At 69.9% G+C, this 26541-nt stretch carries 26 protein-coding genes; 8 read left to right on the top strand and 18 right to left on the bottom strand.

Annotation, left to right across the window (positions count from 1 at the left end; genetic code table 11):
• Nucleotides 1–9 precede the first annotated feature (9 nt).
• A complete protein-coding gene (locus FHY03_RS07220; protein ID WP_183929744.1) occupies nucleotides 10–1215 on the bottom strand; it encodes a PLP-dependent aspartate aminotransferase family protein in 1206 nt (401 codons plus the stop codon).
• Between the two features lie 176 nt (nucleotides 1216–1391).
• Between FHY03_RS07220 and FHY03_RS07215 the strand changes: the two genes are divergently transcribed.
• Nucleotides 1392–2645 carry a glycosyltransferase family 39 protein gene (locus FHY03_RS07215; RefSeq protein WP_260158763.1) on the top strand — a complete coding sequence of 418 codons (1254 nt, stop codon included), beginning with the start codon at nucleotides 1392–1394 and terminating at the stop codon, nucleotides 2643–2645.
• 90 nt (nucleotides 2646–2735) lie between these two features.
• Here the strand turns inward: FHY03_RS07215 and FHY03_RS07210 are convergent, their stop codons facing one another.
• Entirely contained in the window at nucleotides 2736–3530 is a 795-nt protein-coding gene (locus tag FHY03_RS07210; protein ID WP_183920703.1) for an aldo/keto reductase, read from the bottom strand.
• A gap of 79 nt (nucleotides 3531–3609) precedes the next feature.
• Between FHY03_RS07210 and FHY03_RS07205 the strand changes: the two genes are divergently transcribed.
• Nucleotides 3610–4242 (top strand): DedA family protein, encoded by a 633-nt coding sequence (locus tag FHY03_RS07205; RefSeq protein ID WP_183920704.1) that lies wholly within the window; start codon nucleotides 3610–3612, stop codon nucleotides 4240–4242.
• Between the two features lie 4 nt (nucleotides 4243–4246).
• On the opposite strand, the gene FHY03_RS07200 is transcribed toward FHY03_RS07205, so the two are convergent.
• Nucleotides 4247–4855 carry a hypothetical protein gene (locus FHY03_RS07200; RefSeq protein ID WP_183920705.1) on the bottom strand — a complete coding sequence of 203 codons (609 nt, stop codon included), beginning with the start codon at nucleotides 4853–4855 and terminating at the stop codon, nucleotides 4247–4249.
• An 89-nt stretch (nucleotides 4856–4944) separates the two neighbouring features.
• Nucleotides 4945–5475 (bottom strand): adenine phosphoribosyltransferase, encoded by a 531-nt coding sequence (locus FHY03_RS07195; protein WP_183920706.1) that lies wholly within the window; start codon nucleotides 5473–5475, stop codon nucleotides 4945–4947.
• 155 nt (nucleotides 5476–5630) lie between these two features.
• On the opposite strand from FHY03_RS07195, the gene FHY03_RS07190 reads away from it, so the two are divergent.
• From FHY03_RS07190 to FHY03_RS07180, 3 genes are all read left to right on the top strand, one after another.
• Nucleotides 5631–7181, top strand: coding sequence for an amidase (locus tag FHY03_RS07190; protein ID WP_183920707.1), 1551 nt, complete (start codon nucleotides 5631–5633; stop codon nucleotides 7179–7181).
• Between the two features lie 102 nt (nucleotides 7182–7283).
• A complete protein-coding gene (locus FHY03_RS07185; protein WP_183929742.1) occupies nucleotides 7284–7685 on the top strand; it encodes a cupin domain-containing protein in 402 nt (133 codons plus the stop codon).
• Complete coding sequence (locus FHY03_RS07180) at nucleotides 7682–8395, top strand: RibD family protein (RefSeq protein WP_183929740.1); 714 nt, start codon at nucleotides 7682–7684, stop codon at nucleotides 8393–8395. Before FHY03_RS07185 ends, FHY03_RS07180 begins: the two co-directional genes overlap by 4 nt.
• Here the strand turns inward: FHY03_RS07180 and FHY03_RS07175 are convergent.
• The 13 genes from FHY03_RS07175 to FHY03_RS07115 all read right to left on the bottom strand — a co-directional run bounded on the left by FHY03_RS07175 (nucleotide 8380) and on the right by FHY03_RS07115 (nucleotide 21893).
• A complete protein-coding gene (locus tag FHY03_RS07175; RefSeq protein WP_183920710.1) occupies nucleotides 8380–9081 on the bottom strand; it encodes a TadE/TadG family type IV pilus assembly protein in 702 nt (233 codons plus the stop codon). The two genes, FHY03_RS07180 and FHY03_RS07175, sit on opposite strands and share 16 nt — an antisense overlap.
• Nucleotides 9072–9656, bottom strand: coding sequence for a TadE/TadG family type IV pilus assembly protein (locus FHY03_RS07170; protein ID WP_311721332.1), 585 nt, complete (start codon nucleotides 9654–9656; stop codon nucleotides 9072–9074). Before FHY03_RS07170 ends, FHY03_RS07175 begins: the two co-directional genes overlap by 10 nt.
• Complete coding sequence (locus FHY03_RS07165; protein WP_260158761.1) at nucleotides 9653–11533, bottom strand: TadE/TadG family type IV pilus assembly protein; 1881 nt, start codon at nucleotides 11531–11533, stop codon at nucleotides 9653–9655. The genes FHY03_RS07170 and FHY03_RS07165 overlap by 4 nt, the downstream gene beginning before the upstream one ends.
• 197 nt (nucleotides 11534–11730) lie before the next feature.
• A complete protein-coding gene (locus FHY03_RS07160; RefSeq protein ID WP_183929735.1) occupies nucleotides 11731–11967 on the bottom strand; it encodes a DUF6894 family protein in 237 nt (78 codons plus the stop codon).
• An 82-nt stretch (nucleotides 11968–12049) separates the two neighbouring features.
• Nucleotides 12050–12796, bottom strand: coding sequence for a DUF1080 domain-containing protein (locus FHY03_RS07155; RefSeq protein WP_221190042.1), 747 nt, complete (start codon nucleotides 12794–12796; stop codon nucleotides 12050–12052).
• Between the two features lie 94 nt (nucleotides 12797–12890).
• Nucleotides 12891–13715 (bottom strand): subclass B3 metallo-beta-lactamase, encoded by an 825-nt coding sequence (gene bla / locus FHY03_RS07150; protein WP_260158760.1) that lies wholly within the window; start codon nucleotides 13713–13715, stop codon nucleotides 12891–12893.
• A gap of 269 nt (nucleotides 13716–13984) precedes the next feature.
• Nucleotides 13985–15538 (bottom strand): glutamine-hydrolyzing GMP synthase, encoded by a 1554-nt coding sequence (gene guaA, locus FHY03_RS07145; RefSeq protein ID WP_183929731.1) that lies wholly within the window; start codon nucleotides 15536–15538, stop codon nucleotides 13985–13987.
• Between the two features lie 136 nt (nucleotides 15539–15674).
• Nucleotides 15675–16196: a DUF1697 domain-containing protein gene (locus FHY03_RS07140; protein ID WP_183920717.1), complete on the bottom strand. Its 522-nt coding sequence runs from the start codon at nucleotides 16194–16196 to the stop codon at nucleotides 15675–15677.
• The gene (locus FHY03_RS07135) at nucleotides 16193–16582 is read right to left on the bottom strand and encodes a VOC family protein (protein ID WP_183929729.1); all 390 of its coding nucleotides are present in this window, start codon (nucleotides 16580–16582) and stop codon (nucleotides 16193–16195) included. The genes FHY03_RS07140 and FHY03_RS07135 overlap by 4 nt, the downstream gene beginning before the upstream one ends.
• Nucleotides 16583–17274: 692 nt before the next feature.
• Nucleotides 17275–18093 (bottom strand): SDR family NAD(P)-dependent oxidoreductase, encoded by an 819-nt coding sequence (locus FHY03_RS07130; protein ID WP_260158759.1) that lies wholly within the window; start codon nucleotides 18091–18093, stop codon nucleotides 17275–17277.
• Nucleotides 18090–19148: a phosphotransferase family protein gene (locus tag FHY03_RS07125; RefSeq protein ID WP_183929727.1), complete on the bottom strand. Its 1059-nt coding sequence runs from the start codon at nucleotides 19146–19148 to the stop codon at nucleotides 18090–18092. Before FHY03_RS07125 ends, FHY03_RS07130 begins: the two co-directional genes overlap by 4 nt.
• Entirely contained in the window at nucleotides 19145–20230 is a 1086-nt protein-coding gene (locus tag FHY03_RS07120) for a Zn-dependent alcohol dehydrogenase (protein WP_183920721.1), read from the bottom strand. Before FHY03_RS07120 ends, FHY03_RS07125 begins: the two co-directional genes overlap by 4 nt.
• Nucleotides 20231–20606: 376 nt before the next feature.
• Nucleotides 20607–21893, bottom strand: a complete 1287-nt coding sequence (locus FHY03_RS07115; protein ID WP_183920722.1) for an acyl-CoA dehydrogenase family protein — start codon at nucleotides 21891–21893, stop codon at nucleotides 20607–20609.
• Nucleotides 21894–22036: 143 nt separating this feature from the next.
• On the opposite strand from FHY03_RS07115, the gene FHY03_RS07110 reads away from it, so the two are divergent.
• Nucleotides 22037–23272 (top strand): TetR/AcrR family transcriptional regulator, encoded by a 1236-nt coding sequence (locus tag FHY03_RS07110; protein ID WP_183929725.1) that lies wholly within the window; start codon nucleotides 22037–22039, stop codon nucleotides 23270–23272.
• Nucleotides 23273–23480: 208 nt separating this feature from the next.
• Here FHY03_RS07110 and FHY03_RS07105 read toward each other — a convergent pair whose 3' ends face one another.
• Nucleotides 23481–24272 carry a helix-turn-helix domain-containing protein gene (locus FHY03_RS07105; protein ID WP_183929723.1) on the bottom strand — a complete coding sequence of 264 codons (792 nt, stop codon included), beginning with the start codon at nucleotides 24270–24272 and terminating at the stop codon, nucleotides 23481–23483.
• Nucleotides 24273–24472: 200 nt separating this feature from the next.
• Here FHY03_RS07105 and FHY03_RS07100 point away from each other — a divergent pair, with 200 nt between their 5' ends.
• Together FHY03_RS07100 and FHY03_RS07095 are read left to right on the top strand one after the other, a co-directional pair.
• Nucleotides 24473–25693: an MFS transporter gene (locus FHY03_RS07100; protein ID WP_183929721.1), complete on the top strand. Its 1221-nt coding sequence runs from the start codon at nucleotides 24473–24475 to the stop codon at nucleotides 25691–25693.
• Nucleotides 25690–26379 (top strand): glutathione binding-like protein, encoded by a 690-nt coding sequence (locus FHY03_RS07095; RefSeq protein ID WP_183929719.1) that lies wholly within the window; start codon nucleotides 25690–25692, stop codon nucleotides 26377–26379. The genes FHY03_RS07100 and FHY03_RS07095 overlap by 4 nt, the downstream gene beginning before the upstream one ends.
• Nucleotides 26380–26541: the final 162 nt, after the last annotated feature.

Raw genomic sequence — 26541 nt, 5'->3', positions numbered from 1 at the left:
CGATCGCGGTCATAGGCCGACCTGCCGGAGTGCCTGGTCGAGATCGTCGATCAGGTCCTGCGGGTCCTCGAGCCCGACGTTGAGCCGCAACAGCCCCTCGCTCACGCCCATCTCGGCGCGCGCCTCGGCGCTGACGCCGTAATGCGTGGTGGAGGCGGGATGCGTCATCAGCGAGCGAGAATCACCGATATTGTTCGAGATGTCGATGAGTTGCAGCGCGTTGAGGAGAGCGTGCGCCTGCGCGCGATCGGCCACCTCGAAGGCGAAGATCGGCCCCGTCGCGACCATCTGCGCCATCGCCAGCGCGTGCTGCGGGTGGCTGGCCAGGCCGGGATGCAGGATCCGCGGCACCCGCCCCTCGAGGAATTGCCCGACCGCGACCGCGTTCTCCGACTGGCGTCGGATGCGGAGGTCGAGCGTCTCCAGCCCCTTGAGCACGACCCAGGCGTTGAAGGCGCTTAGCGTCGGCCCGGTGTTGCGGGTGAAGGGCAGCAACGTGTTGGTGACGAAATCCTCGCTCCCGCACACCGCGCCGGCGAGCACGCGGCCCTGCCCGTCCATCATCTTGGTGGCGGAATAGGCGACCACGTCGGCGCCGAACTCGAGCGGGCGCTGGAGCGCGGGCGTGGCGAAGGCATTGTCGACCACGCTGACGATCCCGCGTTCGCGCGCGATGCCGCACACCGCCTTGAGGTCGACCACGTCCATCGTCGGATTGGCGGGGGTCTCGAAGAAGAAGACCTTGGTGTTGGGCCGCACCGCCGACTCGAACGCGCCCGGATCGCGCGCGTCGACCGTGGTCGACTGAATGCCGAAGCGCGGCAGCAGGGTGTCGACCAGCCAGCGGCACGAACCGAAGGCGGCGCGCCCGGCGACGACATGGTCGCCCTGTTGCAGCTGGCATAGCAGCGCCGCGGTCATCGCCGCCATGCCCGTCGCCATGGTGCGGCACGCCTCGGCGCCCTCGAGCAGCGCGATGCGGTGCTCCAGCATCTCGACGGTCGGGTTCTGCAGGCGGGAATAGGTCATCCCCTCCTGCTCGCCGGCGAAGCGCGCCGCGGCGTCCTCGGCACAGTCATAGCTGTAGCCCGAGGTGAGGAAAATCGCCTCCGAGGTCTCGCCAAATTCGGATCGGGCGGTGCCGCCGCGCACCGCGAGGGTGGCGGGGCGCCAATGCTGGGTGACCGACCGGTCCTGTCCGCTACGCCGCTTCATGCGGGCACGCTTAGCCCCGGGCGGCGCGCGGAGACAAGGGGCAGCGCGGCGCTGGCGGGCTTGTCGCCGCAGCGAGGCTGACGCAAGGAAGCGGAGTGTTCCTGCGCAGGCAGGAAGCCAGGGGTTATGACCCGCCACGCTCGCGGCCCTGGGCTCCTGCGTGTGCGGGAGCACGCATGGGGAAGTTGATGGCCGCGCGCGACGAGACGGTGACCACGCCCCGCCCCTGGTTACTCGGGATGGCGATCGCGCTCGCCGCCGAGCTGCTGTTCCTGTTCCGCGTGACCGTTCCCGACAAGCCAGTGTTCGACGAGGTTCATTATCTGCCCGCCGCGCGCGCGCTGCGCGATCTCAGCGGCCCCGCCAACATGGAGCACCCGCTGCTCGCCAAGGAACTGATCGCGCTGGGGCTGCGGCTGTTCGGCGACGGGCCGCTGGGCTGGCGCGCGATGTCGACCGTGGCGGGAAGCGCGACGGTCGCGGGGGTGTTCGCGCTGACCTGGCTGCTGACCGGGCGCACCCGCGCCGCGCTGACCGGCGCGCTGCTCGCGGTGCTGGGCTTCACCGTCTACGTCCAAGCGCGGATTGCGATGCTGGACACCTTCCTGCTCGCCTTCCTGCTGTGGGGGATCGTGCTGCTCACCGCCACGATGCGCGACGGCAGCGTCGCGCGCTGGACCGCCGGCGCGACGCTGCTGGGGCTCGCCACCGCGTGCAAATGGGTCGCGGCGCCGTACGTGGCCGCGGCGGGGGTGACGTTCGTGATGATGAAGCGCGAGCGGCCCGCGCGCTGGCCGGGGCTCGGCGCGAGGCGCGCGCTGGCGCTGCTGGGCGGCGTGTCGGTGGCGGTGTATTTCCTCACCTTCGTCCCCGCCTTCTTCTACGCCAATGAGCGGATGACGGTCGCGCGTTTGCTGCCGTTCCAGTGGGACATGTACCTGCGCCAGACGCAGAAGCTGCCGCACCATACCTATCAGTCGGACTGGTGGACCTGGCCGCTGCTGATCCGTCCGATCTGGTACCTGTACGAGCCCGTCGACGGCGCGCAGCGCGGCATCATCCTGCTCGGCAACCCCGCGGTAATGTGGGGCGGTCTGGCGGCGGTGGCGGCCTGCTATTGGGGCTGGGTGAAGCGCGGGTCGGCACGGCTGCTCGCGCCCGCGGTGCTGTGGACCTTCGGGGTCGGGATCTTCGCGGTGATCCCCAAGTCGCTTGGGTTCTATTATTATTACTACCCGGCGAGCGTCTTCCTGAGTGTCGCGCTGGCCGTGGCGCTGGACCATTGGCGCGCGCGACTGGAGTGGTGGAACGAAGTGTACCTGCTGCTGGCGTTCGCACTGACGCTCTACTTCCTGCCGGTGCTTACCGCCGCCCCGCTGGCGCATGCCGCGGCGTTCCACCGCTGGACGTGGTTCCCGAGCTGGGTGTGAACGCCAGGCAAGCACGTGCTGCTTCGCATAAGACTTGTTTAGACGCGTGCAGACTTTCGTCTCCGACCGCCAGCGCTGCGTGTCCTTCGCCTACAGCTCGCGCGGATCGGGTCCCATCCGGCCATCGGGATCGTCCATCGCGTCGATCGCGGCGACGTCCTCCTCACTCAGACGCAGCTCGGTCGCCTGCCAGTTGCTCGCGAGATGCTCGGGATTGCCCGCCTTGGGAATGACCGCCAGCCCCTTGGCGAGGTGCCAAGCGATCAGCACCTGCGCCGGCGTGGCATCGAGCCGCTCGGCGATTGCGACCACGCGCTCGTCGCGCAGCGTCTCACCCTGCCCCAGCGGCGACCAGCTCTGGGTGACGATCCCGCGCTCGCGGTTGTAGGCCTGCACCTCGCGCTGCTGGAAAGTCGGGTGGAGTTCGATCTGGTTGACCGCGGGCACCACACCAGTCGCGTCGATGATCGCGTCGAGGTGCTCGGGCAGGAAGTTGGACACGCCGATCGAGCGTGCCTTCCCCGCGTCGCGCAGCTGCACCAGCGTCTGCCACGCCTGGACATAGCGCTCTCCCGCGGGGTGCGGCCAGTGGATCAGGTACAGGTCGACGTGGTCGCGCCCGAGCAGCGCCAGGCTGGCGTCGAGCGCCGCCTCAGCGTCGCCGTGCTGGTCGTGCCACAATTTGGTGGTGAGCCATACCTCGTCGTGGCCCAGCCCTTCGCCGACGCCGCGCTCATTATGATACAGCGCCGCGGTGTCGACGAGGCGAAAGCCGAGGTCGAGCCCGGCGCGGACAACCGCGGCCACCTGCGAATCGGGGATCTGGTAGGTGCCGAGCCCGAGCTGGGGCATCGGGCGGCCGTCGTTGAGCGTGAGATCGGTCATCCGCGTCGAACCGTTGCTGGACGGCACAGTTCCACTTTGCGGCTTCCATTCTGCATCCGCGTGACGCAAGCGCAGCATCATGGTCGAGAAGATCCTTGCCGCGCTCGCCGGCTTCGCCATCGCCGTGATCTCCCGCGGCGGCTATCTCGGTATCGCGCTGCTGATGGCGATCGAGAGCGCGTGCATCCCGCTGCCGTCCGAGATCATCATGCCGTTCGCGGGCTATCTCGTCTCCACCGGCGAGCTCAACCTGTTCCTCGCCGCGACCGCGGGCGCGATCGGCTGCAACATCGGCTCTGTCATCGCCTATGAGATCGGGCGCCGCGGCGGGCGGCCGATGGCGGAAAAGTTCGGCCGCTACGTGCTGATCGGCCCGGGCGAGCTCGACCTCGCCGATCGTTTCTTCAACCGCTGGGGCGCCTGGGCGATCCTGATCGGGCGCATGCTGCCCGTGATCCGCACCTTCGTCGCCTTTCCCGCCGGGGTGGCGCGGATGAAGCTGATCCCGTTCCACGTCTATACCTTCGTTGGCTCCTGGCCGTTCTGCCTGCTGCTCGCCTGGATCGGCATGACGCTGGGCGACAAGTGGAACAGTGACCCGCGGCTCAAAGCCTTCTTCCACCGCGCCGACGCGGCGATCGGCGTGGTGCTGGTCGCGGCGATCGCCTTCTACGTCTGGCACCGGGTGCGCGGCCTGAAGAAGCACGGCTGAGCCGTCAGCGCGGGCGCTCCCCGCGCCGCGGCGCCGGCCCGCGATCCCCGCTTCCACGGTTCGGCCCGCGATCAAGGCGGGGCGTGCGATAGCCTTCCGCGCGGTTCTCCCGGCGCAGCTCGCGGTAGTCGCGCCGCACGTCCCCGCGATATTCCTGGCGCGCGTCGCGCCGCCCCTGACGGAACTGGTCGCGCGTGATCGTGCCGCTGCGATAGGCGTCGCGATTGGCGCGAAGGTCACCGCGATAGTCGCGCCGCTCGCGCCCGACATCGCGGCGAAAGTCGCGCCAATTGTCGCGCACGTCGCGGCCGGCATAGCTGCCGCGGCGCTGCTGCCAGTAGCGCTGCTGGTTGTCGTTCCAGCGATAGGGACGACGATAGCGATCGTAGACGTAGACGCCGGTGCCCGGGTAGTAGAAGCCGTCGTTCCAGCCGTAGTAGCTCGGCGCATAGCCATAGCCGCCGTAGCCGTACCCGCCGTACGGGTCGTCGTAATAGCCGCCGCTGCCGACGCCGAGGCCGACCCCGCTATAGCCATAGCCGGTCGAGCAGGCAGAGGTCATGAGCGCCAGCCCGCCGAGCAGGCCAGCGGCGACGATGTGGGTCCATCTCATCGGAACTCTCCATACCACGGAGGAAGCGGCTGGTACGCGCCGCCAGTATGGAGCCAACGGCGCTGGGCCGGTGGCGGTTCCGGCGACGCTCAGTGACCCTCGAAGGCCACCAGCGCGCTGACCGCGATGTCCTCGTCGCGCAGTCGCTCGGCGCCGCCCAGGTCGGGCAGGTCGACGACGAACTGCGCCTGGCGCACCTCGGCACCGGCCTTGCGCAGTAGCCGCACCGCGGCGCGCGCCGTGCCGCCGGTGGCGATGAGGTCGTCGACGAGCAGCACGCGCGCGCCCGGCGCGCAGGCGTCGGCGTGGATCGCGATCCGGTCGCTGCCGTACTCGAGCGCATAATCCTCGGCGATGGTCGCCCCGGGCAGCTTGCCGTCCTTGCGGATCAGCAGCACGCCGGCGCGGAGCGGCACCGCCAGCGCCGCGGCGAAGAGGAAACCGCGCGCCTCGATCCCTGCCACCAGATCGACTGGGCCTTCAGTCGCCGCCACCATCCGCTCGACACAGGCGGCCACGCCGGCAGGATCGAGCAATAGGGTGGTAATATCGCGGAACTGGATGCCGGGTTTGGGGAAGTCGGGAATGGTCCGGATCAGGGCTCGAAGATCGTCGTTCATGCGCGGCTCCGCGGCGGCGGGAGAAGAAGGCGCCGAGGCGCGATCGTCGCGGGTTCCTAGCCGGTGCGGGCCGGAAGTCCATCGCCGGCGCGCCGCGCGCTTGCCCAAGCGCCTGCGAACGCGCGAGGATAGGCGCGAATGATGAGGAGCGATCGATGCGCGCGACGATAACGGCAGTGGTTCTCACCGGGAGTCTGCTGGCGCTGCCCGCGGCCGCCGCGCCGCAGGTGGAGGAAGTATCGCTCGAACAGCTAAGCGCGCAGCTCGCCGCCGGGAAAACCAGCAGCGCGGCGCTCACCCGCGCCTATCTCGCGCGCATCGCCAAGGTTGATCGCAGCGGCCCGACGCTGCGCAGCGTCATCGCGCTCAACCCGGACGCGCTCGCTCAGGCGCGCGCGCTCGACGCCGAGCGCGCCGCTGGCCGCGTCCGCGGACCACTCCACGGCGTGCCGATCCTGCTCAAGGACAATATCGAGACCGCCGACCCGATCGCCACCACCGCCGGCAGCCTCGCGCTCGCCGGCAACATCACGCACCGCGACGCGCCGCTGGTGGCGCGATTGCGCGCGGCGGGCGCGGTGATCCTCGGCAAGACCAACCTGTCTGAATGGGCCAACATTCGATCGACGCGCTCGATGAGCGGCTGGAGCGCCGTCGGCGGGCTGGTGCGCAACCCCTATGCGCTCGATCGCACCGCCTGCGGCTCCTCCGCGGGCTCGGGCGCCGCGGTCGCCGCCAGCCTCGCCGCCGCGGCGGTGGGCACCGAGACGGACGGCTCGGTCACCTGCCCCTCCTCGATCAACGGGCTCGTCGGGCTCAAGCCGACGCTGGGGCTGGTCAGCGCCGATCGCGTCGTGCCGATCAGCCACAGCCAGGACACGCCCGGTCCGATGGCGCGCAGCGTGCGCGACGCTGCGCTGCTGCTCGGCGCCATGGCCGGCGGCACGACCGACTATGCCGCCGCGCTGTCCACCAGCGCGCTGAGCGGCGCGCGCGTGGCGGTGATTCGCCCACCCGAGCTGCGCCCCGCACTCGCCGCGCGCTACGACGCCGCACTGGCGGTGCTGCGCGCCGCCGGCGCCGAGCTGGTCGAGGTCACCCCGCCCAAACTGGAGGGGCTCGGCGAGGCCGAGCTGCTGGTGCTCAAGACCGAGCTCAAGGCCGATCTCAACGCCTATCTGGCCACGACGCCGGCGAGTGTCACGACGCGCACGCTCGCCGACGTGATCGCCTTCGATCGCGCCCATGCCGCGGCCGAGATGCCCTATTTCGGCCAGGAGCTGTTCGAGGCCGCGGAGGAGACCAAGGGGCTCGATGACCCGGCCTATCGCGCCGCGCGCGCGACCTCGCTGCGGCTCGCCGGCGCGCAGGGGATCGACGCGATGCTGCGCCAGGCGCGCGCGACGCTGCTGGTCGAGCCGAGCTACGACGCCGCCTGGCTCAGCGACCGCGTCTATGGCGACCAATATGGCGGCCCCTCGGCGTCGCAGCTGCCCGCGATCGCGGGCTACCCGCATCTCACCGTACCGATGGGGCTGGCCGACGGCCTGCCGGTCGGCCTCTCCTTCATCGCCACCCGCGGCGGCGATCAGGCGGTGCTCGGCGCAGGCTATGCCTATGAACAGCGCGCGCGGGCGCGGGTGGCGCCGCGTTACCTTGCCACGGCTTGGGTGAACGCCGCGGCGGACGCCGGCGTGGCACGCTGACGAAGGCGGTTCATCGCGGCGTCGCGACTTGCTCATCGTCCACGATGGAGACGGTGTACGCCCGCCGCGTTGAGCGGGCATCATCCTCGCGGAGACGTACCCATGAAGATCACGCGCAGCGGCGCCATCGCGTCCTCGCGCGGCCCGGCGGATTATTTCACCGGTACCGTGCGGCTCGACATGCCTTTCGCTGGCAGCGGCGCGCTCGCGGGCGCCACCGTCACCTTTGAGCCGGGCGCGCGCACCAACTGGCACACGCACCCGCTCGGCCAGACACTGCTCGTCACCTTCGGACGCGGGCGGGTGCAGCGCGAGGGCGGCGCGATCGAGGAGATCGCGCCGGGCGACATCGTCTATTTCGCGCCCGATGAGCGCCACTGGCACGGCGCCGCACCCGATACCGCTTTGACGCACATCGCCATCGCCGAGAAGAAGGATGGCAGCGCGGTCACCTGGCTCGCGCCGGTCAGTGACGAAGAGTATAGCGGTGAGGGTGCGGCATGACCCGGCCGCGTCTGACTTGCCTGATGGCGGGTTCGCTCGACGGTCGACTGCACCCGAGCCGCTGGACCGAGAGCCCCGACGGCTCTGCGGCGGACTGGACTGGCGCCTATGAGGCGATCCACGACCGCTATGCCGCGGATGGCTGGATCGTCGGCCGCGTCACGATGGCGGAGATGGCCAAAGGCGAACCGCATCCGCCTTCCCCCAGCGGGGCGCCGCCCCGCCCGTTCCACGTCGCGCGCGACCACGGCCCCTATGCGATCGCGCTCGACCGCGCAGGCCGACTTCACTTCACCGCGGCGGACATTCACGGCGACCATGTCGTCGTGCTGCTCGGGCCGGACATCACCGACTCGCATCTCGCCGAGCTGGTCGGCGTTGGCGTCTCCTACATCGTCTGTGAGAGGCGGGGCGGCGGGCTCGACCTCGCCGCCGCGCTCGACATACTGGGCGAGCGGTTCGGTGCGCGCCATCTGCTGCTCGAGGGCGGGGGCGGGACGAACGGCAGCTTCCTCGCCGCCGGGCTGGTCGAGCAGTTCGACCTCGTGCTCGCGCCCGCGCTGGACGGCGGGGAGAGCCGCACGATCGTCGAGGCCGGGGAAACGGGGTTGAAGGGCAAGATCCGGCTTCAGCTGATCGGCGTCGACCCGCTCGCTCACGGCGCACTCCATCTGCGCTACGCCGTCACCGCCGCTCAGGACGCGGTGTAGCGGTCGCAGGTGTAGCGCTGCGCAGTCGGCGCGGGATTGTAGACCATATCGAAGGTGCGCCGGTCGCGCACGATGAACGACGCGGTGTAGCGCATCTGCTGCACGCCCGCGCTCAGCCAGCGGCTGCTGATAATCGGGTTGTAGAGGTAGTTGACCTCGACGAACATCACTCCGGTGCCCGGCGGCGCGGTAACCTGCGCGCCGGGCTTGCCCATGCCGGTCACCACCGTCCCGGCGTAGCCGCTGCCGGTCTGCGTGCCGGCCGTGACCGGCGTCGTGCCATAATGCGAGTCATAGTCGGCGCCGCTCTGCGTGCCCAGGCAACGCTGCCAGTGGATATATTGCTTCCCGCCGCTCTCTTCGAGCGAGGAGACGATGATGCGGCCTCTGGTCGTGAGCCCCAGCTTGCCGCCCTGCAGCCGCGCCGCGGTGAGCACGTCGTTGATGTCCACCTCGCGCAGCTGGGTCGAGTTGTCGCTCTGCATGCTGCCGACGCGCGAGGCATTGTCGGCGAGGTTGAGCGCGAGCTGGCTCACCTGAAGCGAGGTGAGCGCCAGGTTGCTGGTCTCGATGCCGTAGCAGCCGAGCGTCAGCACCACGGGCAAGGTGAGCGCGAACTCGATCATCGACACGCCCGAGCGGTCACGCCGCAGCCGTGCGGCGAGCGGGGCGAGGCTCAGGTGCATATCGACTTCACCACGTTGCTGGTCTGCGTCTTGTACGGCTGGTTCTTGAGCAACGTGCTGGCGGACAGCGACTGCACCCTGGGCCAGCCAGCCAGCGCCGCCATCGGGAAGATGCGGTTGTAGGTCACCGTGACGGTATAATTGGTAACGTCGTTGGCGCCGCCCTGCCCGCCGACTCCCGGGTCGGCGTCCCACACGCCGTTGCCGTTGACGTCGTCGAAACATTCGCCGCTGTCGCGCACGCCATTCCCGTTCCGGTCGTCGAAGGACTCGGGCTTGACCAGCGAGAAGCTGGCGTAGCTCTTGCGCGACGTGCTGATCGTCATCCCGCCGCCGAGCGAGGCGAGCATGAAGCGAACCTTGCCGTCGATCGCATCCTGGTCGGCGGCGTTGTTCTCCAGCGCGCTGTCGCGTCCCGCCTTGACTACCGCGCCTTCCAGCACCGAGCGGACGTAGACGCCGTACATCAGATCGAAGAGCCCGAGCACGACGAGGAACAGCACCGGTGCGAGCAGCGCGAACTCGATCGTGCTGACGCCGCGGCGGTCGCGGACGAGCGCGGCGCGCGCGCTCACTGGTCGATCCGCAGCATGGCGACCTGCTTGGCGATCTTCTGGAAGATCGCGGACAGCCCGCTGCCGGTGGTGGTGTACAGCGCCTGCGAGCTGTTGCGCGCGCATTGCGTCAGCTGGTCGCTGGAGCTGGTGTCAATCGCCACCGTCCACACGTCGATGCCGAGCTGTCGCGCGCGGCCGCACTCGTAGAGAAAGCGCGCATTGTGGTAGTTGGTGAGGTTGCCGGTGTCGCCGTTGCTGACGCGCTTATCGAAATTCTCCACCCCATATAGGCCGTACAATGCCGCGTTCGGCGACATGTCACCGTCCGTGAGAAAGACGATCACCTTGCGCGGCACGGGCTGGCCGGCGCGTCCGGCGTTGTCCGCGGCGAAGATGCCGCTGCCGCTGAGCAGCCGCGTCCCCCAGATCATGCCGGTGTCGTGATACGTACCGCCCAGCGGCCGGAAATCGGACGCGTCGACGTAGGCGGCAATATCAGCATTACTCATCGCCGAGAGACGGTGAACAGGCTTGCCGCACGAGTAATAGCCAAGCTGACGCCGATCCACACCGCCAAAATTCTGGTGCTTGTTGTTGTCGTCCCCGTTGGTGGTATCGGGGCTGACGCCCGTCAGCAGACGATTATACTCGACGTCGGCCCACATCGGCCGCCAGCGCGTGTCGGTGCCGTTGCTCGGGATCAGTTCCGGATCGAGGTCGTACGAAGCGGACGTGAAGTTGGTCGTGCCGGATTGCGTGGCGCGCTCCTCGATGCAACCGTCCCATGCCGTGTTCGTCGCGGCCACCTTGGTCGGATCGCCGACAGTCTTGCCCGCCACGAAACCGGTGACATCAAGCTTGCGCTGCCCGTAGGTATAGACCGGCCCCATGTTGCGCGTGACGTTGCCGTAGCAGGTGTTGTCCTTGGAGTTCCACAGCTGCCCGCCCGTGTAGCTCGCGGTACCGTCGCTGGCGAAAGCCGGCGCGGTGAGCGGCGCGCGATTGCCCATGACGGTGCCGCAGTTGGCAGAGCTCTTGCCATTGGCCGTGCCGCTCCAGCTGGCGACATATTCGTCGGTGATCCAGCGTGTCTGATAATCCCATTTGTCGTTGGCCGCGCCGCCGACCAGGTAGCTCGGCGCCACCTGGTAGATCGCCTTGCCCGCGTTGATCGTCGACGTGTAGGTGACGAAGCCGTAGCGGACGCGCGTGCTGCTATCGACCGAGGAGGCGATCACCGCGGCGAAGTCCTTCACCGCCTGGCGCAGCGCCTTGATGCGCGAGCCGTTGCCAGCGGTGGTCTCGGGAACGGCATAGCCGGTCGAGTTGAGGTAGCCCGGCATCGCATCAGGGTCGCTACCCGGGCGCGTGTAGGCGCGCGCCGAGTTGGCACTGACGTAATTGTTGCACTGCGTGTCGGTATCTTCCGGACGGCACGCCATCGAGCCCGTGGTGTCGAGCACGAACACGATGTCGGTGTCGGCGATGTCGAAGCGCGCCTTGCACGTCACCGTCAGATCGGCGGTGGCCATGGAGAACATCTTCATCACCGTCATCGGCACCTGCACCGTCGCGGTGCCCGCCACCTGCTGGTCGCTGGTCTTGCTCGGGGTGAAGCGGGCATTGGCGGCGCCGAAATAGCCCGCGCCGAAATTATTGGTGAAGAAGGTTTTGGCCTGCGCGGTGGCGGTGGCGTCGAGCGTCGTGCCGCCGTCGGTCGCCATGAAGCGCCGGCCTGCCAGCACGCCCGCGTCGCACGCCTGCTGAAGCCGCGACTTGACCACGTACATGCGCGACACGTCGAGCGCCGAGCCGGCGAGCGCGGCGAGCGGGATCATCGCCACCGCCATCATCGCCGCGACATTCGCGCCGCGATCGCGGGCCAGGCGGGTCAACCAGGAGAAGCTCATCATGCGCATGCGACCGCATCGGGGCCCGACGCGTCACCGGCGCACGCGTCGAGCGAGGGAAAACAGCCGCCCTCCCCGTTGCGCGGAGCCGAGAGCGACGCGGGTCTACGACCTCGTCGCCTTCCTCTATGTCATTCGTACTTAAAGATTAGTTCGCGCCGCGGTATACGACGCACAACGTGTCACTCGTCGGGAGCGCCGCGGACGTTGACGGTGGCGACGATCACGTTGAGCAGCGGGCGACGGCTCGAGTCTTCCACCGTCACGCGCCAATGGCCCTCCTCGGCATAACCGGGATGGTCGGAAAGATAGCTGCCCAGCTGCCTCACCCCCTCGTTACGCGCTTCCGCCACGTCAGTGCAGTTGACCCCGATCACGTCCCGTTCGCGACCGGCAAATTGAAAGTAAAACAGAGGCATCGTTCTCAGAAACGCGGAGAAGGTCGATCGTTCCAAAGACTGATCCAGGGCAGCGGCTCGGCGGCCGCTGCCCTGGACCGAATTACCGCGTCGCGCCGATCTTCCGCAGCTTGATGTTGCGGAACGCGACCGGCTCGCCATGGTCCTGCAGCGCGATCACGCCGCTGGTGAAGGTGCCGTACAGCGGCATCTTGGCGAACTTGGACTTGGCCACGCGCGCCTTCCACGCCGCGTCGCCGTAGGAGACGTCCGCGGTCGGCACGCCGTTGAGCCACTGGCGGATGCGACCGGGCTCGACCAGCAGCCGCGCGTGGTTCCAGCTGCCCGCCGGGCGCGACACGCCCGCGGGCGGCACGGTGATGTCGTAGAGCGAGCCGGCGCGATGCGACGGGATCTTGCCGTCGGGATGACCCTGATCGTCGAGCACCTGCATCTCGAGCCCGGTCTCATAGCTCTGCGTCGTCTCCGGCACGTTGCGCGCGAGATAGATCACGCCGCTGTTGCCGCCCGTCTCCACCTTCCAGTCGAGCGTGAGCTCGAACGGGCCGTAGCTCTCGGCGGTCGCGAGATCGGCGCCGCTCATGTGACCGCCCGAGGCGGTGAGCTCGAGCGCGCCGTCGCGCACCACCCAGGACGGTGTCGGCGCACCGCCCTTGAACGAGCGCCAGCCGGTGAGATCGCGGCCGTTGAACAGCAGGGTCCAGCCCGCGGCGCGTTCCCGGGCGCTGAGCGTGTTGGGCGCCGACGCACCGCGCTGCGCCACGCTCGGCGCCGACGACAGCGCCAGGGCGAGCGCGGCCAGGCCCGCCTTGGTCAGATTTCGCATCATGTCTCTCCTTCTCGTCGGCGTCATCCCATCGTCGGGCGACGCCGATGCAATCCATGAGCACTCAAGCGCATGCGCCCGTCCCGCGCAACGCCGCTCAGCGTTTCTCCTCGCGCAGCGTGCGCTCGAAATCGGCTCGTGCCGCACGCGCCATGTCGCCGAGCAATCGCGGCGCGACGAGCGTGCCCGTACGCTCGCGGGAGAACACGTCGGCCGCCTCGGGGTGCATCGGCAACACCACGTCGGCGCGCAGCCGCTCGATCCGGTCGAAGGTGGCCCGATAGTCACGCACGATCTCGGGGTAGCGGCGATTGCCGATCAGGCGATTTCCCGCGACCGTCATGCTACCCGCGAACAGCACCTCGCGCGGACGACCGTGATCGTCCACGCGCATGACCCAACTGGTACAGCCGGGCGTGTGTCCCGCGGTCGCCACGGCGCGCAGCGTGACCTCGCCGAGCCTGACTCGCTCGCCGTCCGCCACCGGCGACACGCGCGACACCGCGGGAAAGCGGTGGACGCCGTAGCTGGTCTCACCCGGCGGCGTCCCGCTCCGCAGCGCGGCGACGTCGCCGCTGCCGGCGAGCACGCGCGCGCCGGTGTCGCGCCGCATGCGCTCGAGCCCACCGACATGGTCGAAATGCGCGTGGCTGACGAGGATGAGCTTGACGTCGCTGAGCTTCAGCCCGAGCGAGCGGATGTTGCGCTCGATCGCGGGGACATTCTCGGCCATCGTCGCGTCCACCAGGATCGCGCCGGCGCTGGTGCGGATCAGATAGGCGCCGAGCCCGCGCGTGCCGACATAGGTGATCGGGCCGAGCAGGTGCAGCGGCGGGCGCGGCTGTGTCCACTCGGGCGGGTCACCGCTCGCCGCCGTGGCAGGCGCAGCGGGGAGCGCGAGCGCGGTTGCGATGGGCAGCAAGACACCGAGAAGGCGGCGAGCGCTCGAGCAAGCCCGCGCCGGTAACGCGCTCTGGATCGCAGTGTCACGCCGCGCCCGGCGGCGCGCGCCGCTGAATGACGCGGGCGAGCAGCCCCCGGCTGCTCGCTCTTCCCGCGCGCCGCCACGGCGCGCGCCGCTGAATGACGCGGGCGAGCAGCCCCCGGCTGCTCGCTCTTCCCGCGCGCCGCGGCGGCTCGCGCCGCCGAATGACGCGGGCGAGCAGCCCCCGGCTGCTTGCTCTTCCCGCGTCATTCCCACTCGATCGTGCCCGGCGGCTTGGAGGTGTAATCGTAGGTCACCCGGTTGATGCCCTTCACCTCGTTGATGATCCGCGTCGCGACCCGCGGCAGGAAATCGCCCGGGAACTGGAACGCCTGCGCCGTCATCCCGTCGGTCGAGGTCACCGCGCGCAGCGCCAGCACCGAATCATACGTCCGCCCGTCGCCCATCACGCCGACCGAGCGCACCGGCAGCAGCACCGCGAAGGCCTGCCAGATCGTGTCGTACAGCCCCGCTGCGCGAATCTCCTCGAGGTAGATCGCGTCGGCCTTGCGGAGGATGTCGCAGCGCTCCTTGCTGACCTCGCCCGGGATGCGGATCGCGAGCCCCGGCCCGGGGAACGGGTGGCGGCCGACGAAGGCGTCGGGCAGCCCCAGCTCGCGGCCGAGTTCGCGCACCTCGTCCTTGAACAGCTCGCGCAGCGGCTCGACCAGCTTCATGTTCATGCGCTCGGGCAGGCCGCCGACATTGTGGTGGCTCTTGATCGTCACCGAGGGGCCGCCGGTGAAGCTCACGCTCTCGATCACGTCGGGGTAGAGCGTGCCCTGCGCGAGGAACTCGGCGCCGCCGATCTTGCGCGCCTCGTCCTCGAACACGTCGATGAAGGTCTTGCCGATGAACTTGCGCTTGGCCTCGGGGTCGGTGACCCCGGCCAGGCCGCCGAGGAACAGCGTCTCGGCGTTCACGTGCACCAGCGGGATGTTGTAATGGTTGCGGAACAGGCCGACGACCTGGTCGGCCTCGCCCGCGCGAAGCAGCCCGTGATCGACGAAGACGCAGGTGAGCTGGTCGCCGATCGCCTCGTGGATCAGCACCGCCGCCACGGCGGAGTCGACCCCGCCCGACAGGCCGCAGATCACGCGGCCATCACCGACCTGTTCGCGGATCTCGGCGATCTTGGTGGCGCGGAACTCGGCCATCGTCCAGTCGCCCGCTAGCCCGCAGACGTGGCGCGCGAAATTGGCGATCAGCTTGCCCCCGTCCGGCGTGTGGACCACCTCGGGATGGAACTGCATGCCGTAATAGCGGCGTGACTCGTCGGCGGTGAGCGCGAAGGGCGCTCCCTTGGACGAGGCGACCGGGGCGAACCCGGGCGCGAGCGCGGCGACATGGTCGCCGTGGCTCATCCACACCTGGTGGCGCTCGCCCGACTGCCACAGCCCGTCGAACAGCCCGCAGGCGGCGTCGACCTCGACATAGGCCTCGCCGAACTCGCCGGCATTGCCCTTCTCGACCTTGCCGCCGAGCTGCTCGTTCATCACCTGCTGGCCGTAGCAGATGCCGAGCACCGGCACGCCCGAGTCGAACACCGCCTGGGGCGCGCGCGGGCTGCCCTCGTCCACGACCGAGGCAGGGCCGCCGGAGAGGATCACGCCTTTCGGGCGCATCCGTTCGAAGGCGTCGGCGGCGGACTGGAAGGGCGCGATCTCGCTATAGACTCCCGCCTCGCGCACGCGGCGCGCGATCAACTGGGTCACCTGGCTGCCGAAATCGACGATGAGGATGCTGTCGGGATGCTCCATGGCGGGCCTGTAGCGGCTGTGCCCCGGGCTTGGAAGGGGCGCGAATGTTGCGAATGTTGAGTCCGGGCGGCGTGCGCGTCGGCGAACGTTGAGTCGTGGCAGCGCGCAACCCGCGCCGCGGCCCGACCGTCTCGAGTCACGCCGCGGCGACCTCCGCCGCGATCGCGACCAGCTTCGCCACGGTGTTGACGTTGCGGGCGGTCCCCTCTGCCGCACCCGGCAGCTTGAGCCGCGACCGCCCCATGCCCGCGCCGTACGCGACATAGATCTCGCGCGCGCCGAGGGCCAGCTGCTCCCCTCCCGGCGCCACCGCGCGCTCGAGCGTGTCGGTCTCGGGCGGCGTGTCGAGGAAGATGATCACGGTGGTAGACGGCGCCGCGTCGGCGAAGGGATTCGCAGCGAGCGCCGTGGCCAGCTCGGTCGCGGTGCGCACCGCGACGCGCACCTGCCGCCCGGTCGACACCTGCAAGGCTTCCTCAAGGCGCCGTCTCACCGCCGCCGCGTCGAGCGGGCTCGTGAAGACCACGTTGCCGCTCGCGATATAGGTGCGCACCGCCGCGAACCCCGCCGCCTCGCAGAGCCGCCGCAACTCGGCCATCGCCAGCGCGCCCGTGCCGCCGACGTTGACCGCTCGCAGCAGCGCCACATAGGCCGTCATCCCCGGCTCGCCGCGCACAGCTTGTTGCCGTCGGGATCGCGAACATAGGCCAGCACCGCGCGGCCGAGGCTGGTCTCACGCGGGCCGGGCGCGTCCTCGATCGAGGTGCCGCCGTTCGCCACCGCGACGTCGTGGAAGCGCTGCACCTGCTCGGCCGAGTCGCAGCGGAAGGCGACCGTGCTGCCGTTGCCGACGCTCGCCGCCGCGCCGTCGATCGGCTCGCTCACCCCGAACATCGTGCCGTTGTGACGATAGAACAGGCGCTCGTGTCCGCTTGGCGCGGTGTCGCTGCGCGCCGGCGGAGCGCCCAGCACGCCGAGCACCGCGTCGTAGAAGCGCGCCGACCGCGCGAGGTCGTTCGACCCGACCATGACATGGTTCAACAAGATCGTTCTCCTTCTCTCCCGGAGCGCTCGTGACAATCTGGCAACGCTCCTCATCCTTCCGTCATCCCGGACTTGGTCCGGGATCCACTCCCCCTCAAACGCAACGACTTAGGATTGTGCGGCAACGTGGATCCCAGACCAAGTCCGGTATGACGGAAGAGGCTCGCACAATGCTCCCACCGGGGAGCACCTCGCCTGACAGATCGCGCCGGCGTAGGACAGCCCGTCGCCCGCGGTGGCCGGACGATCGCTCGAGCAAAGAAGTCCGTGTGGCGCGCCGTTCGTCGCCCCCGTCCCGCTACATAGCGCCCGCGGGGAGCGATGGCGCAGCGCTGCACCGTGATCCTCGTCACCACGCTGGTGACCGCGCTCGACCGGGACGCGCGACTCGCACGCGCTGATCGCGGACGCGGTCGTCGCCGGGCTGCTGCTCGCGCCGAGGGTGCTGGTGCGGCGCGAGGTCGCGGCGGTGTTGGGCTATCCCGCGCGGAGCAGCCTGTTCGCTTATCTCACCCAGGGGATCACCACCCACCCGCTGCGCGAGCGCCTCGGGATTAGGCCTATGCGGCATGGGAGCGGCTGACGCGCCATCTCCGCAGCGACGGCGCGGCGGGGGTGCGCGCGGCGCTGGCCCGCGTGTCGTGGCGTACCGGCGGTGTGGCGCGCGTCACGCCCGGCGCTCGCCGGGCGCCTCACACCGCGGTCTTGCCATAATCCTGCCGGGTCACCGGATGGCTCGACGACAGTCCGCCGTCCACGACGATCGCCTGGCCGTTGACGTAGCTGGCGTCCTCGCTGGCGAGGAACAGCGCGACGCGCGCCAGTTCCTCGGCCTGCCCGCCGCGCCGCAGCGGGTTGAGCCGGCCGAGCCGGTCGAGTTTGCCCGCCTCGCGCGCGTAATCGAAGGTCGGCCGCGTCATCCCCGTCTCGGTCAGCCCGGGGCAGATCGCGTTGACCCGCACGTTGCTGCCGCTGAGCTGCTGCGCCGCCACCTGCGCGAGGTTGATCACCCCCGCCTTGCTGGCCGAATAGGCCGGCGATCCCGCGCCCGAGCGCAGCCCGGCGACGCTGGCGGTGAGCACGATCGCGCCGCCGCCGCGCCCGGCGATCAGCGGCGCGGCATGACGGAGCGCGAGGAACGGGCCGATCAGGTTGACGCGCAGCACCTCGGTGATCAGCGCGACATCGGTGTCGAACAGGTTGGCGAGCCCGCCCGAGATCCCGGCGTTGGCGAACATCACGTCGAGCCCGCCGTGCCGCTCCGCCGCCAGCGCGACCAGTCGCGCGACGTCGCCCTCGTCGCCCGCGTCGCCGCGGAACGCCAGCGCAGTGCCGCCCGCGTCGGCGATCGCGGCGGCGGTCGCCTCGGCGCCCTCGCTGAGGTCGGCGGCGACGACGCGGCCGCCCTCGCGCGCGAACAGCAGCGCGGCGGCGCGGCCGATGCCCGAGCCCGCGCCGGTGACGACGACCGACTTGCCCGCGAACCGCATTCGCTCCCCCTCCACGCTCATGCCCCGGCGCGCCCGGCGAAGTGCCAGGCCGCGCTCACCAGCATCGGCAGCCGCGCCGCAGTCTCCTGCGCGCGCGCGTTGGCGGCGGTGCCGACCAGCACGCGCTTGCGGATGCCTTGGACGATGCTGGCGAGCCGGAACAGGTTGAAGGCGAAGTACCAGTCGGTCGCGACCGGCTCGTCGCGAGCGGTCCGCGCCGCATAGCGCGCCAGCATCTCGTCCAGCGTCGGGATGCCCGTGGCGTCGCCGGTCAGCCCCATGACGCCGGAGCGGCCCTCAGGCTCGGTGACCCAGCTCATCAGGTAGTAGGTCAGGTCGGCGACCGGGTCTCCCAGCGTCGACAGCTCCCAGTCGAGCACCGCGGCAACGCGCGGCGCCTCGCCCGGCGCGAAGCGCATGTTGTCCACGCGATAGTCGCCGTGGACGATCGCGGTGCGGGTCTGCGACGGCACGGTGCGCGGCAGCCACTCGATCAGCCGCTCCATTTCGGGCAAGGTCTCGGTCTCAGCGCCGCGATACTGCTTGGTCCAGCGCGCGACCTGGCGTTCGAAGTAGTTGCCCGGGCGGCCGTAGTCCGCGAGCCCGATCGCGCCCGGATCGAGGTTGTGGAGATCGGCCAGCGTGTCGATCATCGCGTGATAATGTGCCCGGCGCGCCGGGAGGGTGAGCTCGGGCATGGTGCCGTCCCAGATCGTCCGCCCCTCCACCATCTCCATGACGTAGAAGGCCGAGCCGATCACGGCCGCGTTCTCGCACAAGGCATAAGGCCGTGGCACCGGGAAGCCGGTGGGGTGGAGCGCGGCGATGACGCGATACTCGCGTTCGACCTGATGCGCCGAGGGAAGCAGCTCCCCCATCGGCTTGCGCCGCAGCACATAGCGCCGCGCAGGCGTGTCCAGCCGATAGGTCGGGTTCGACTGGCCGCCCGCGAACTTGGCATAGTCGAGCGGGCCGGCGAAGCCGGGCACATGCTGCGCCAGCCACGCGCCCAGCCGCGCGGTGTCGAGCCGGTCGCGCTCGGCGAGGTCGCGTTGGAGCGAGGGGTCGTCGCTCATGCGAAGACGATCACGCTGCGCGTCGAGTCGCCGCGGCGCAGCGCGTCGAAGGCGTGATTGATCCGTTCGAGCGGCAGCCGCTCGGCGATCAACGTGTCGAGGTCGAGCAGCCCGCGCTGGTAGAAGTCGACCAGCCGTGGCACGTCGATCGGGAAACGATTGGAGCCCATCAGCCCGCCCTGCAATCTCTTGCCCGAGAGCAGGTCGATCGCGGACAGGCCGACCGACTCGGCCGGCGGCAACATGCCGAGGATTGTCGCGGTGCCGCCGCGGCGCAGCACCGCCACCGCAGTCGCGGCCGACTGCGGCCGGCCGACCGCCTCGATCGCGTGGTGGACGCCGCCGCGGGTCGCCTCGATCACCGCCGCGGCGACCCCCTCGGCGGCGCTGTCGAACGTGTCGGTCGCGCCGAGCCGCTCGGCGATGGCGCGCTTCTCGGGTATGGGGTCGAGCGCGACGATCCGCCCCGCCCCCGCGATCCGCGCGGCGTTGACCGCGGCGAGCCCGATCCCGCCGCAGCCGACCACGCACACCGTCTCGCCCGGCGCGACGTCGGCGGTGTTGAACACCGCGCCGGCGCCGGTCGTCACCGCGCAGCCGATCAGCGCGGCGCGGTCGAGCGGCATGTCGCGGTCGATCGCGACGCAGGCATGTTCGTGCACCAGCATCTGCTCGGCGTAAGCCGAGAGGTTAAGCATCTGCGCCACCGCGCCGCCGCCGGCGAGGCGCAGCCGCGGCTCGGCGCCACGAGGCCGTCGTGTCTCGCCGCTGACGCATAGCGACATCCGCCCGCTCAGGCAGAATTCGCAATGGCCGCAGAAAGCGGAGAGGCAGGTGACGACATGGTCGCCGGGCCTCACGGTGCGCACCTCGCTGCCGACCGCCTCGACCACGCCCGCCGCCTCATGGCCGGGGATGGCGGGGAGCGCGTGCGGGTAGAGACCGTCGACGAAATGCAGGTCGGAGCGGCACACGCCGACCGCGGCGGTGCGAATCAGCACCTCGTGCGCGAGCGGGTTGCTGACGGTGACCTCGGCGATCGTGAGCGGCGCGCGCGGTGCGGTGAGGACGGCGGCTTTCATCGAGAGACGTGCCGCGGGGATGCCGACCGTTCGTGCTGAGGAGGCACTGAGCGAAGTCGAAGCGCCGTCTCGAAGCACCGGCCGGACGCTCGCGGCCGCGCTTCGAGACGAGGCTTCGGCAAGCTCAGCCTCTCCTCAGCACGAACGAGCGAGAGCGAAGCAGCACCTCCCGACTCTTTCAGCGTCATCTCGAGCTCGTTACGTGTTCGCGCTTTGGCTCGCCTCCGGCGAGCAAAGATCGCGTGCGGGCGAAACGATCCCGCGCGAACACCACGGTGCGAGTCACTCAGACGCTGCGGCTCTCGCGCGACGGTGGATCCTGAAACGAGCTCAGGATGACGCCGGAACAGACGGCGAGAGAGCGCGCCCACTCTCCTCACCGGGTCACCCCCACGTCGCCGCTCGACGGCGCGCCGCGGCCGCCGACCTCACCGTACTTCCCGAACTCGTGCCGTGCGATCGCGCGGCAGTGCACCTCGTCTGGCCCATCGGCGAAGCGCAGCGTCCGCACCGAGGCCCAGGCGTGCGCCAGCCCGGCGTCCTCCGCCACGCCAGCGCCGCCGAACGCCTGGATCGCGTCGTCGAGGATCTGCAGCGCCATCGTCGGCGCCTGCACCTTGATCATCGCGATCTCCTGCTGCGCCGCCTTGTTCCCTGCCTTGTCCATCATGTCCGCGGCCTTGAGGCAGAGCAGCCGGGTCATCTCGATGTCGATCCGCGCGCGCGCGATCCGCTGCTCCCACACGCTGTGATCGGCGATGCGCTTGCCGAAGGCGACGCGGGCGAGCAGCCGCCGCGCCATCTTCTCGATCGCCACCTCGGCGACGCCGATCGTGCGCATGCAATGGTGGATCCGCCCCGGCCCGAGCCGCCCTTGTGCAATCTCGAAACCGCGCCCCTCGCCCAGCAACACATTCTCCACCGGCACACGCACGTCGGTGAAGCTCACCTCGCCGTGCCCGTGCGGCGCATGGTCATAGCCGTAGACCGAGAGAAGCCGCTCGACCTTCACGCCCGGCGTGTCGAGCGGCACCAGCACCTGGCTCTGCTGCTGGTGGCGCGAGCCCTCGAAGCTGGTCTTGCCCATCAGGATGCCGATCGTGCAGCGCGGGTCGCCCACGCCCGAGGACCACCATTTGCGCCCGTTGATGACGTAGTGATCGCCGTCGCGCTCGATCCGCGTCTCGATGTTGGTTGCGTCGGAGGAGGCGACCGCGGGCTCGGTCATCAGGAAGACCGAGCGGATCTCGCCCTCCATCAGCGGGCGCAGCCACGCCTCCTTCTGTGCGCGCGTGCCGTAGCGGTGAAGCACCTCCATGTTGCCGGTGTCGGGCGCGGAGCAGTTGAAACATTCGCTGGCCCAGCCGATCCGCCCCATGTCCTCGGCGCACAGCGCATATTCGAGGTTGGTCAGCTGGGTGCCCGCGAACGCGAAGGTGTCGTCGACGTGCTGCTGCCCCGAGTGGGGCGGCATGAAGAAGTTCCACAGCCCCTCGGCGCGCGCCGCGCGCTTGACCTCCTCGATCACGGGGATGACCTTCCAGCGCTCGCCACTCGCCAGCTGCTGCTCATACTCGTGGTCGCGCGGTGCGATATGGCGCGCGATGAAGGCGCGGACACGGTCGCGGAAATAGGTCTCGCGCTCGCTCAGCGTGAAGTCCATCGCCACCCTCTCCTCGTTGGTCGCGACCGGGCTTAGGCCATACCGCGTATTCGGTAAAGCACGCTTCGTGGTGCCACCAGCTTCGATGCATGTCGATGGAAAAGGGACTGTATCTTCGAAAGCGACGTGCTACCCATCGCGCCATGGGGGATCTGAGGACCGACGACGCCACCGCCACGCGGCGCTTTCGCGAGAAGCGCGAGGCGATCCTGGCCGCCGCGGCGGAAGCGATCAACGAACAGAGCGCCAAGGGCATGACCTTCGCCGACGTAGCGCGCCGCGTCGGGCTCAACACCACCAGCGTCACGTATTATTTCAAGCGCAAGGAAGACCTCGCCGCCGCCGCGTTCGAGCACACGCTCGACTATCTGCTGGCGATGCTCGACGCAGCCGCGGCCGAGCCGACGCCGCCCGAGCGGGTCGAACGGCTGGTCACGCTGAACCTCGCGCGGCTCGCCCGGATCGAGCGCGGCGAGGAACGCGCCTTCGCGGTGCTGTCCGACTTGCGTGCGATGGACGAGCCGGTGCGTGCCCGGCTGATGGCGCGCTGGCGCGAGGTGTTCCGCCGCACCCGCGCGCTGTGGGGCGAGCAGCGCGCCCGCGGCGCGGTCGACCTCGCCGGCGCGCGCGCGCACGTGCTGCTGGAGAATATGTTCTGGCTGCCGGCGTGGCTGCCGCGCTACGACGCCGATCAATACCCGCGCGCCGCCGAGCGGCTGATGGACCTGTTCCGCCATGGCTTGGCCGGCGCGGACGCGCGCTGGGCGCCGCGCCCGCTGACGCTCGAGCAGGACGATGGCATGCCGGGGCGCGACGCCTTCCTGCTGGCGGCGACGCGGCTGATCAACGAGCTGGGTTATCGCGGCGCCTCGGTGCAGCGGATCGCCTCCGAGCTCAACGTGACCAAGGGCAGCTTCTACCACCATCTCGACGCCAAGGACGATCTGGTCGCGGCCTGCTACCGTCGCAGCTTCGACACGATCGCGGCGGCACAGCGCAGCGCCGACGCGCGCGGCGGCACGCACTGGCAGCGGCTGTGCGACGCGGTGGCGACGCTGGTGGGGGTGCAGTTCTCCGACAGCGGCTCGCTGCTGCGCACCACCGCGCTGAGCGGTCTGCCGCCGGGCGAGCGCCAGCAGATGGTCGACCGCTCCACCCGGATCGCGCGTCGCTTCGCCGGCACGCTGATGGACGGTGCCGCCGAAGGGGCAATCCGCGCGGTCGACAGCTTGATCGCGAGCCAGGCGCTGATGGCGCTGCTCAACGCCGCCTTCGACATGCGGAAATGGGCCTCGACCATGGCGCAGGAGCACGCCGTGGGGCTCTACGCCTCGACCTTGCTGTTCGGCATGTTCGACGATCGTCTGCTGGGGGAGTGAGGCGACTCCTTACGGATCTGATGCCGGTATTCGAACCGCTCGGGCTGAGGAGAGGCTGAGGTTGTCGAAGCCTCGTCTCGAAGCGCGTTCGCACGCGTCGAGCCATATGCTTCGAGACGGCACTTCGACAAGCTCAGGGCCTCCTCAGCGCGAACGGGAAAACGGGATGGGAAGGCCTTGAGGGTGGGGCACTCCACGCCCCGCCCCGCTACACCGGTTCGCCCAACGCCTCCGTCCGCGCGCGGATGGCGAGCTGGTTATGCGGGCCGCGCCGGCGCGAGAACTCGCGCACCGAGCAGCCCAGGAACAGGTGGCTGTCGCGCAGAAAATGCGAGCGGTCCCAATAGCCCGCGTCCTCCAGCGCCATCGGCGCGGCGTCGGGTTGGGTCAGCACCAGGCTCAGCGCGCGCAGGAAGCGCGTGCGGCGCAGCAGCAGTTTGGGAGTGAAGCCGAAGTTGAAGCGGGTCAGCGCGGCGAGCGCGCGCGGCGTCATGTTGAGCGCGTCGGCCACCGCCTCGATCCGCGTCGTCGCGGGATCGCGCAGCATCGTGCACAGACGGTCGATCCGTGGGTCGGCCGGCGGGCGGCGCTGCAACCGCGCCTCGAGCCAGCTGTCGAATACCTGCTGGAACGGCTCGCCCGACTCGAGCGCGGCGCGCAACATCTCGGCGCCGGGATCGAGCTCGTCGAGCGGCACGACCCGGTTCGACAGCCGCGACACGTCGCCGCCGAACATCTGTGCCCAGCCAAAAGGTAGCAGGCCGGCGCCGACCAGCGTGCCGCCCGAGCTGGTGACATAGCCCGCATAGCTAGTCGGCCCGGTCAGCGCGACCGTCGGCATTGGATCATAGGTGCGGCTGCCGATTCGCAGCGCCCAGGGTGGGCTACCCGACAGCGTCACCCGGATCGTCGCGACGCTGGGAAAGAAAGCATCGTGGAAGACGTGCCCCGGCACCACCGGCGCGGCGAAGCGGTGATAGCCCGTGACATGATGCGTCAAGGCGTCGCTCGGGCGGTGATACGCGACCGCGACGCTCTCCTGATCCCCCACCGGCGCCCCCCAGCAACCCTTATTTACATCTCATTACCGCGACGGGCGCACAGGGCAAGCCTTGGTACCGGTTCGCGCCATATTCTTCTCACATGGATCAGCTTGTTGGCCGGGCCGACAGCGCGCGTACGCCGCGCTATGATACCCTCATGCCCCGCCTTCCGCATCGCGCCGTGCCGATCGTCCTCGCTGCCGTCACGGTCGACGTGATCGGCTTCGGCATCGTCATGCCCGTGCTGCCCGGGCTAATCGTCTCGCTCGGCCACACCGACCTGGCGCACGCCACACTGATCGGCGGGTGGATGCTCGCCGCCTTCGCGCTGGCGCAGTTCGTCGCCGGGCCGATCCTCGGCAACCTCGGTGACCGCTACGGCCGGCGGCCGGTGCTGGTGGCGGCGATGATCGCCTTCTCGCTCGACTATGCGCTGATGGCCGGGGCGCCCTCGCTCGCCTGGCTTTTTCTCGGCCGGGTCATCGCCGGCGCGGCGGGGGCGAGCTACGGACCCGCCGGCGCAGTGATCGCGGACGTGACCCCGCCCGAGCAGCGCGCCGCGGGCTATGGCCTGCTCGGTGCCGCGTTCGGGCTCGGCTTCATCGTCGGCCCCGCGCTCGGCGGGCTGGTGGCGCATTGGGGACCGCGCGCGCCGTTCGCGCTGGCCGCCGCGCTGGCCGCGCTCAACGCGGTGGCGATGCTGCTCTTCCTGCCCGAGACGCTGGGGCGCGAGCGGCGCCGGCCGTTCCGCCTGCGCGACGCGCACGTGATCGGCGCCTTCCGCCCGCTGTTCGCCGCGGGCAACGCCGCGCCGCTGCTGGTCGCCTGGTTCCTGTGGCAGCTCGGCGGTATCGTCTACCCGGCGGTGTGGAGCTTCTGGGCGACGCTGCGCTTCGGCTGGAGCCCCGCCGCGATCGGCTGGAGCCTCGCCTGGGTCGGCTTCCTCCAGCTGCTGGTCCAGCTCATCCTCACGCGTCGCGCGGTGGCGCGGCTGGGCGAGCGCCGCGCCGCGCTGATCGGGCTGATGGCCGGCGCGGCGACCCTGCTCGCCTATGCGTTCGTGACGCAGGGCTGGCAGGTCTACGCCTTCTTCCTGGTCGGCGCGCTGGGAGCGCTGGCGTGGCCGGCGCTGAACGGCCTGCTCAGCCGCCTGGTGGACGGAACGCGACAGGGCGCGCTGCAGGGTGGACTCGGCAGCATGAACTCGGTCGCCGCGGTGATCGGGCCGCTGATCGCGACGCAGAGCCTCGCCTGGGGCGCGCGGCGTGGGTTCGACGGGCTCGCCTTCGTCGTGGCGGGCACGCTGATCGGCGCGGCGGCATTGATCGTGGCGCTCGGCGTCCCCACCCTTCGCGCACACGACGGAGACGCGCGATGATCGACCTGCATTACTGGCCCACGCCGAACGGCCACAAGATCACGATCTTCCTGGAGGAGGCCGGGGTCGACTACACCGTCCACCCGGTCAATATCGGCAAGGGCGAGCAGTTCCGCCCCGAGTTCCTGGCGATCTCGCCCAACAACCGCATGCCCGCGATCGTCGACCATGCGCCGACCGACGGCGGCGCGCCGGTCAGCGTGTTCGAGAGCGGCGCGATCCTGCTCTATCTCGCGCACAAGACCGGGCAGTTCGGCGGGGTGACGCCGCGCGCGCATGTCGAGGTGCTCGAGTGGCTGATGTGGCAGGTCGGCGGGCTCGGCCCGATGCTGGGGCAGAACCACCATTTCACCCGCTACGCGCCCGAGCGCGTACCCTATGCGATCGAACGCTATCTCAAGGAGACCGAGCGGCTGTACGGCGTGCTCGAGCGGCGGCTGGAAGGGCGCGACTATGTCGCCGGCGGCGAGTACAGCGTCGCCGACATGGCCTGCTTCCCTTGGATCCTGCCCGAGCCGCAGGGGCAGAACATCAACGACTTCCCCAATATCGCGGCATGGCACGCGCGGATCAAAGCGCGCCCCGCGGTGGTGCGCGCCTATGAGCAGGGCGCGCGGGTGCAGGCGCAGCCGGCGGAGATGAGCGAGGAGCAGCGGCGCGTGCTGTTCGGCCAGACCGAGCGATAGGGTAGGTTGACCAGAGGTCACGTGGCGAGCGCCGGTGAGAGAAGGGCAGCACGCCGACGCCCGCGCCCGCTCTCGTCAACGATCTGTCATCGCGCCTTCCCGTCATCCGGGCCTGGCCGGGGATCCAGGCCGCCGAACACGCCAACCTCCTTTACATGCGGC

Source organism: Sphingomonas sp. BK345, from assembly GCF_014193845.1.
Taxonomy (GTDB): Bacteria; Pseudomonadota; Alphaproteobacteria; order Sphingomonadales; family Sphingomonadaceae; genus Sphingomonas.
The sequence above is the reverse complement of the archived record's forward strand: the minus strand, read 5'-3'. Positions and strand labels throughout refer to the sequence as shown.

Coding starts and splice junctions, on each gene's coding strand:
- FHY03_RS07220 (WP_183929744.1), bottom strand. CDS start 1,215: ATGAAGCGGCGTAGCGGACAGGACCGGTCGGTCACCCAGCATTGGCGC.
- FHY03_RS07215 (WP_260158763.1), top strand. CDS start 1,392: ATGGGGAAGTTGATGGCCGCGCGCGACGAGACGGTGACCACGCCCCGC.
- FHY03_RS07210 (WP_183920703.1), bottom strand. CDS start 3,530: ATGACCGATCTCACGCTCAACGACGGCCGCCCGATGCCCCAGCTCGGG.
- FHY03_RS07205 (WP_183920704.1), top strand. CDS start 3,610: ATGGTCGAGAAGATCCTTGCCGCGCTCGCCGGCTTCGCCATCGCCGTG.
- FHY03_RS07200 (WP_183920705.1), bottom strand. CDS start 4,855: ATGAGATGGACCCACATCGTCGCCGCTGGCCTGCTCGGCGGGCTGGCG.
- FHY03_RS07195 (WP_183920706.1), bottom strand. CDS start 5,475: ATGAACGACGATCTTCGAGCCCTGATCCGGACCATTCCCGACTTCCCC.
- FHY03_RS07190 (WP_183920707.1), top strand. CDS start 5,631: ATGCGCGCGACGATAACGGCAGTGGTTCTCACCGGGAGTCTGCTGGCG.
- FHY03_RS07185 (WP_183929742.1), top strand. CDS start 7,284: ATGAAGATCACGCGCAGCGGCGCCATCGCGTCCTCGCGCGGCCCGGCG.
- FHY03_RS07180 (WP_183929740.1), top strand. CDS start 7,682: ATGACCCGGCCGCGTCTGACTTGCCTGATGGCGGGTTCGCTCGACGGT.
- FHY03_RS07175 (WP_183920710.1), bottom strand. CDS start 9,081: ATGCACCTGAGCCTCGCCCCGCTCGCCGCACGGCTGCGGCGTGACCGC.
- FHY03_RS07160 (WP_183929735.1), bottom strand. CDS start 11,967: ATGCCTCTGTTTTACTTTCAATTTGCCGGTCGCGAACGGGACGTGATC.
- FHY03_RS07155 (WP_221190042.1), bottom strand. CDS start 12,796: ATGATGCGAAATCTGACCAAGGCGGGCCTGGCCGCGCTCGCCCTGGCG.
- guaA (WP_183929731.1), bottom strand. CDS start 15,538: ATGGAGCATCCCGACAGCATCCTCATCGTCGATTTCGGCAGCCAGGTG.
- FHY03_RS07140 (WP_183920717.1), bottom strand. CDS start 16,196: ATGACGGCCTATGTGGCGCTGCTGCGAGCGGTCAACGTCGGCGGCACG.
- FHY03_RS07130 (WP_260158759.1), bottom strand. CDS start 18,093: ATGAGCGTGGAGGGGGAGCGAATGCGGTTCGCGGGCAAGTCGGTCGTC.
- FHY03_RS07125 (WP_183929727.1), bottom strand. CDS start 19,148: ATGAGCGACGACCCCTCGCTCCAACGCGACCTCGCCGAGCGCGACCGG.
- FHY03_RS07120 (WP_183920721.1), bottom strand. CDS start 20,230: ATGAAAGCCGCCGTCCTCACCGCACCGCGCGCGCCGCTCACGATCGCC.
- FHY03_RS07115 (WP_183920722.1), bottom strand. CDS start 21,893: ATGGACTTCACGCTGAGCGAGCGCGAGACCTATTTCCGCGACCGTGTC.
- FHY03_RS07110 (WP_183929725.1), top strand. CDS start 22,037: ATGGGGGATCTGAGGACCGACGACGCCACCGCCACGCGGCGCTTTCGC.
- FHY03_RS07100 (WP_183929721.1), top strand. CDS start 24,473: ATGCCCCGCCTTCCGCATCGCGCCGTGCCGATCGTCCTCGCTGCCGTC.
- FHY03_RS07095 (WP_183929719.1), top strand. CDS start 25,690: ATGATCGACCTGCATTACTGGCCCACGCCGAACGGCCACAAGATCACG.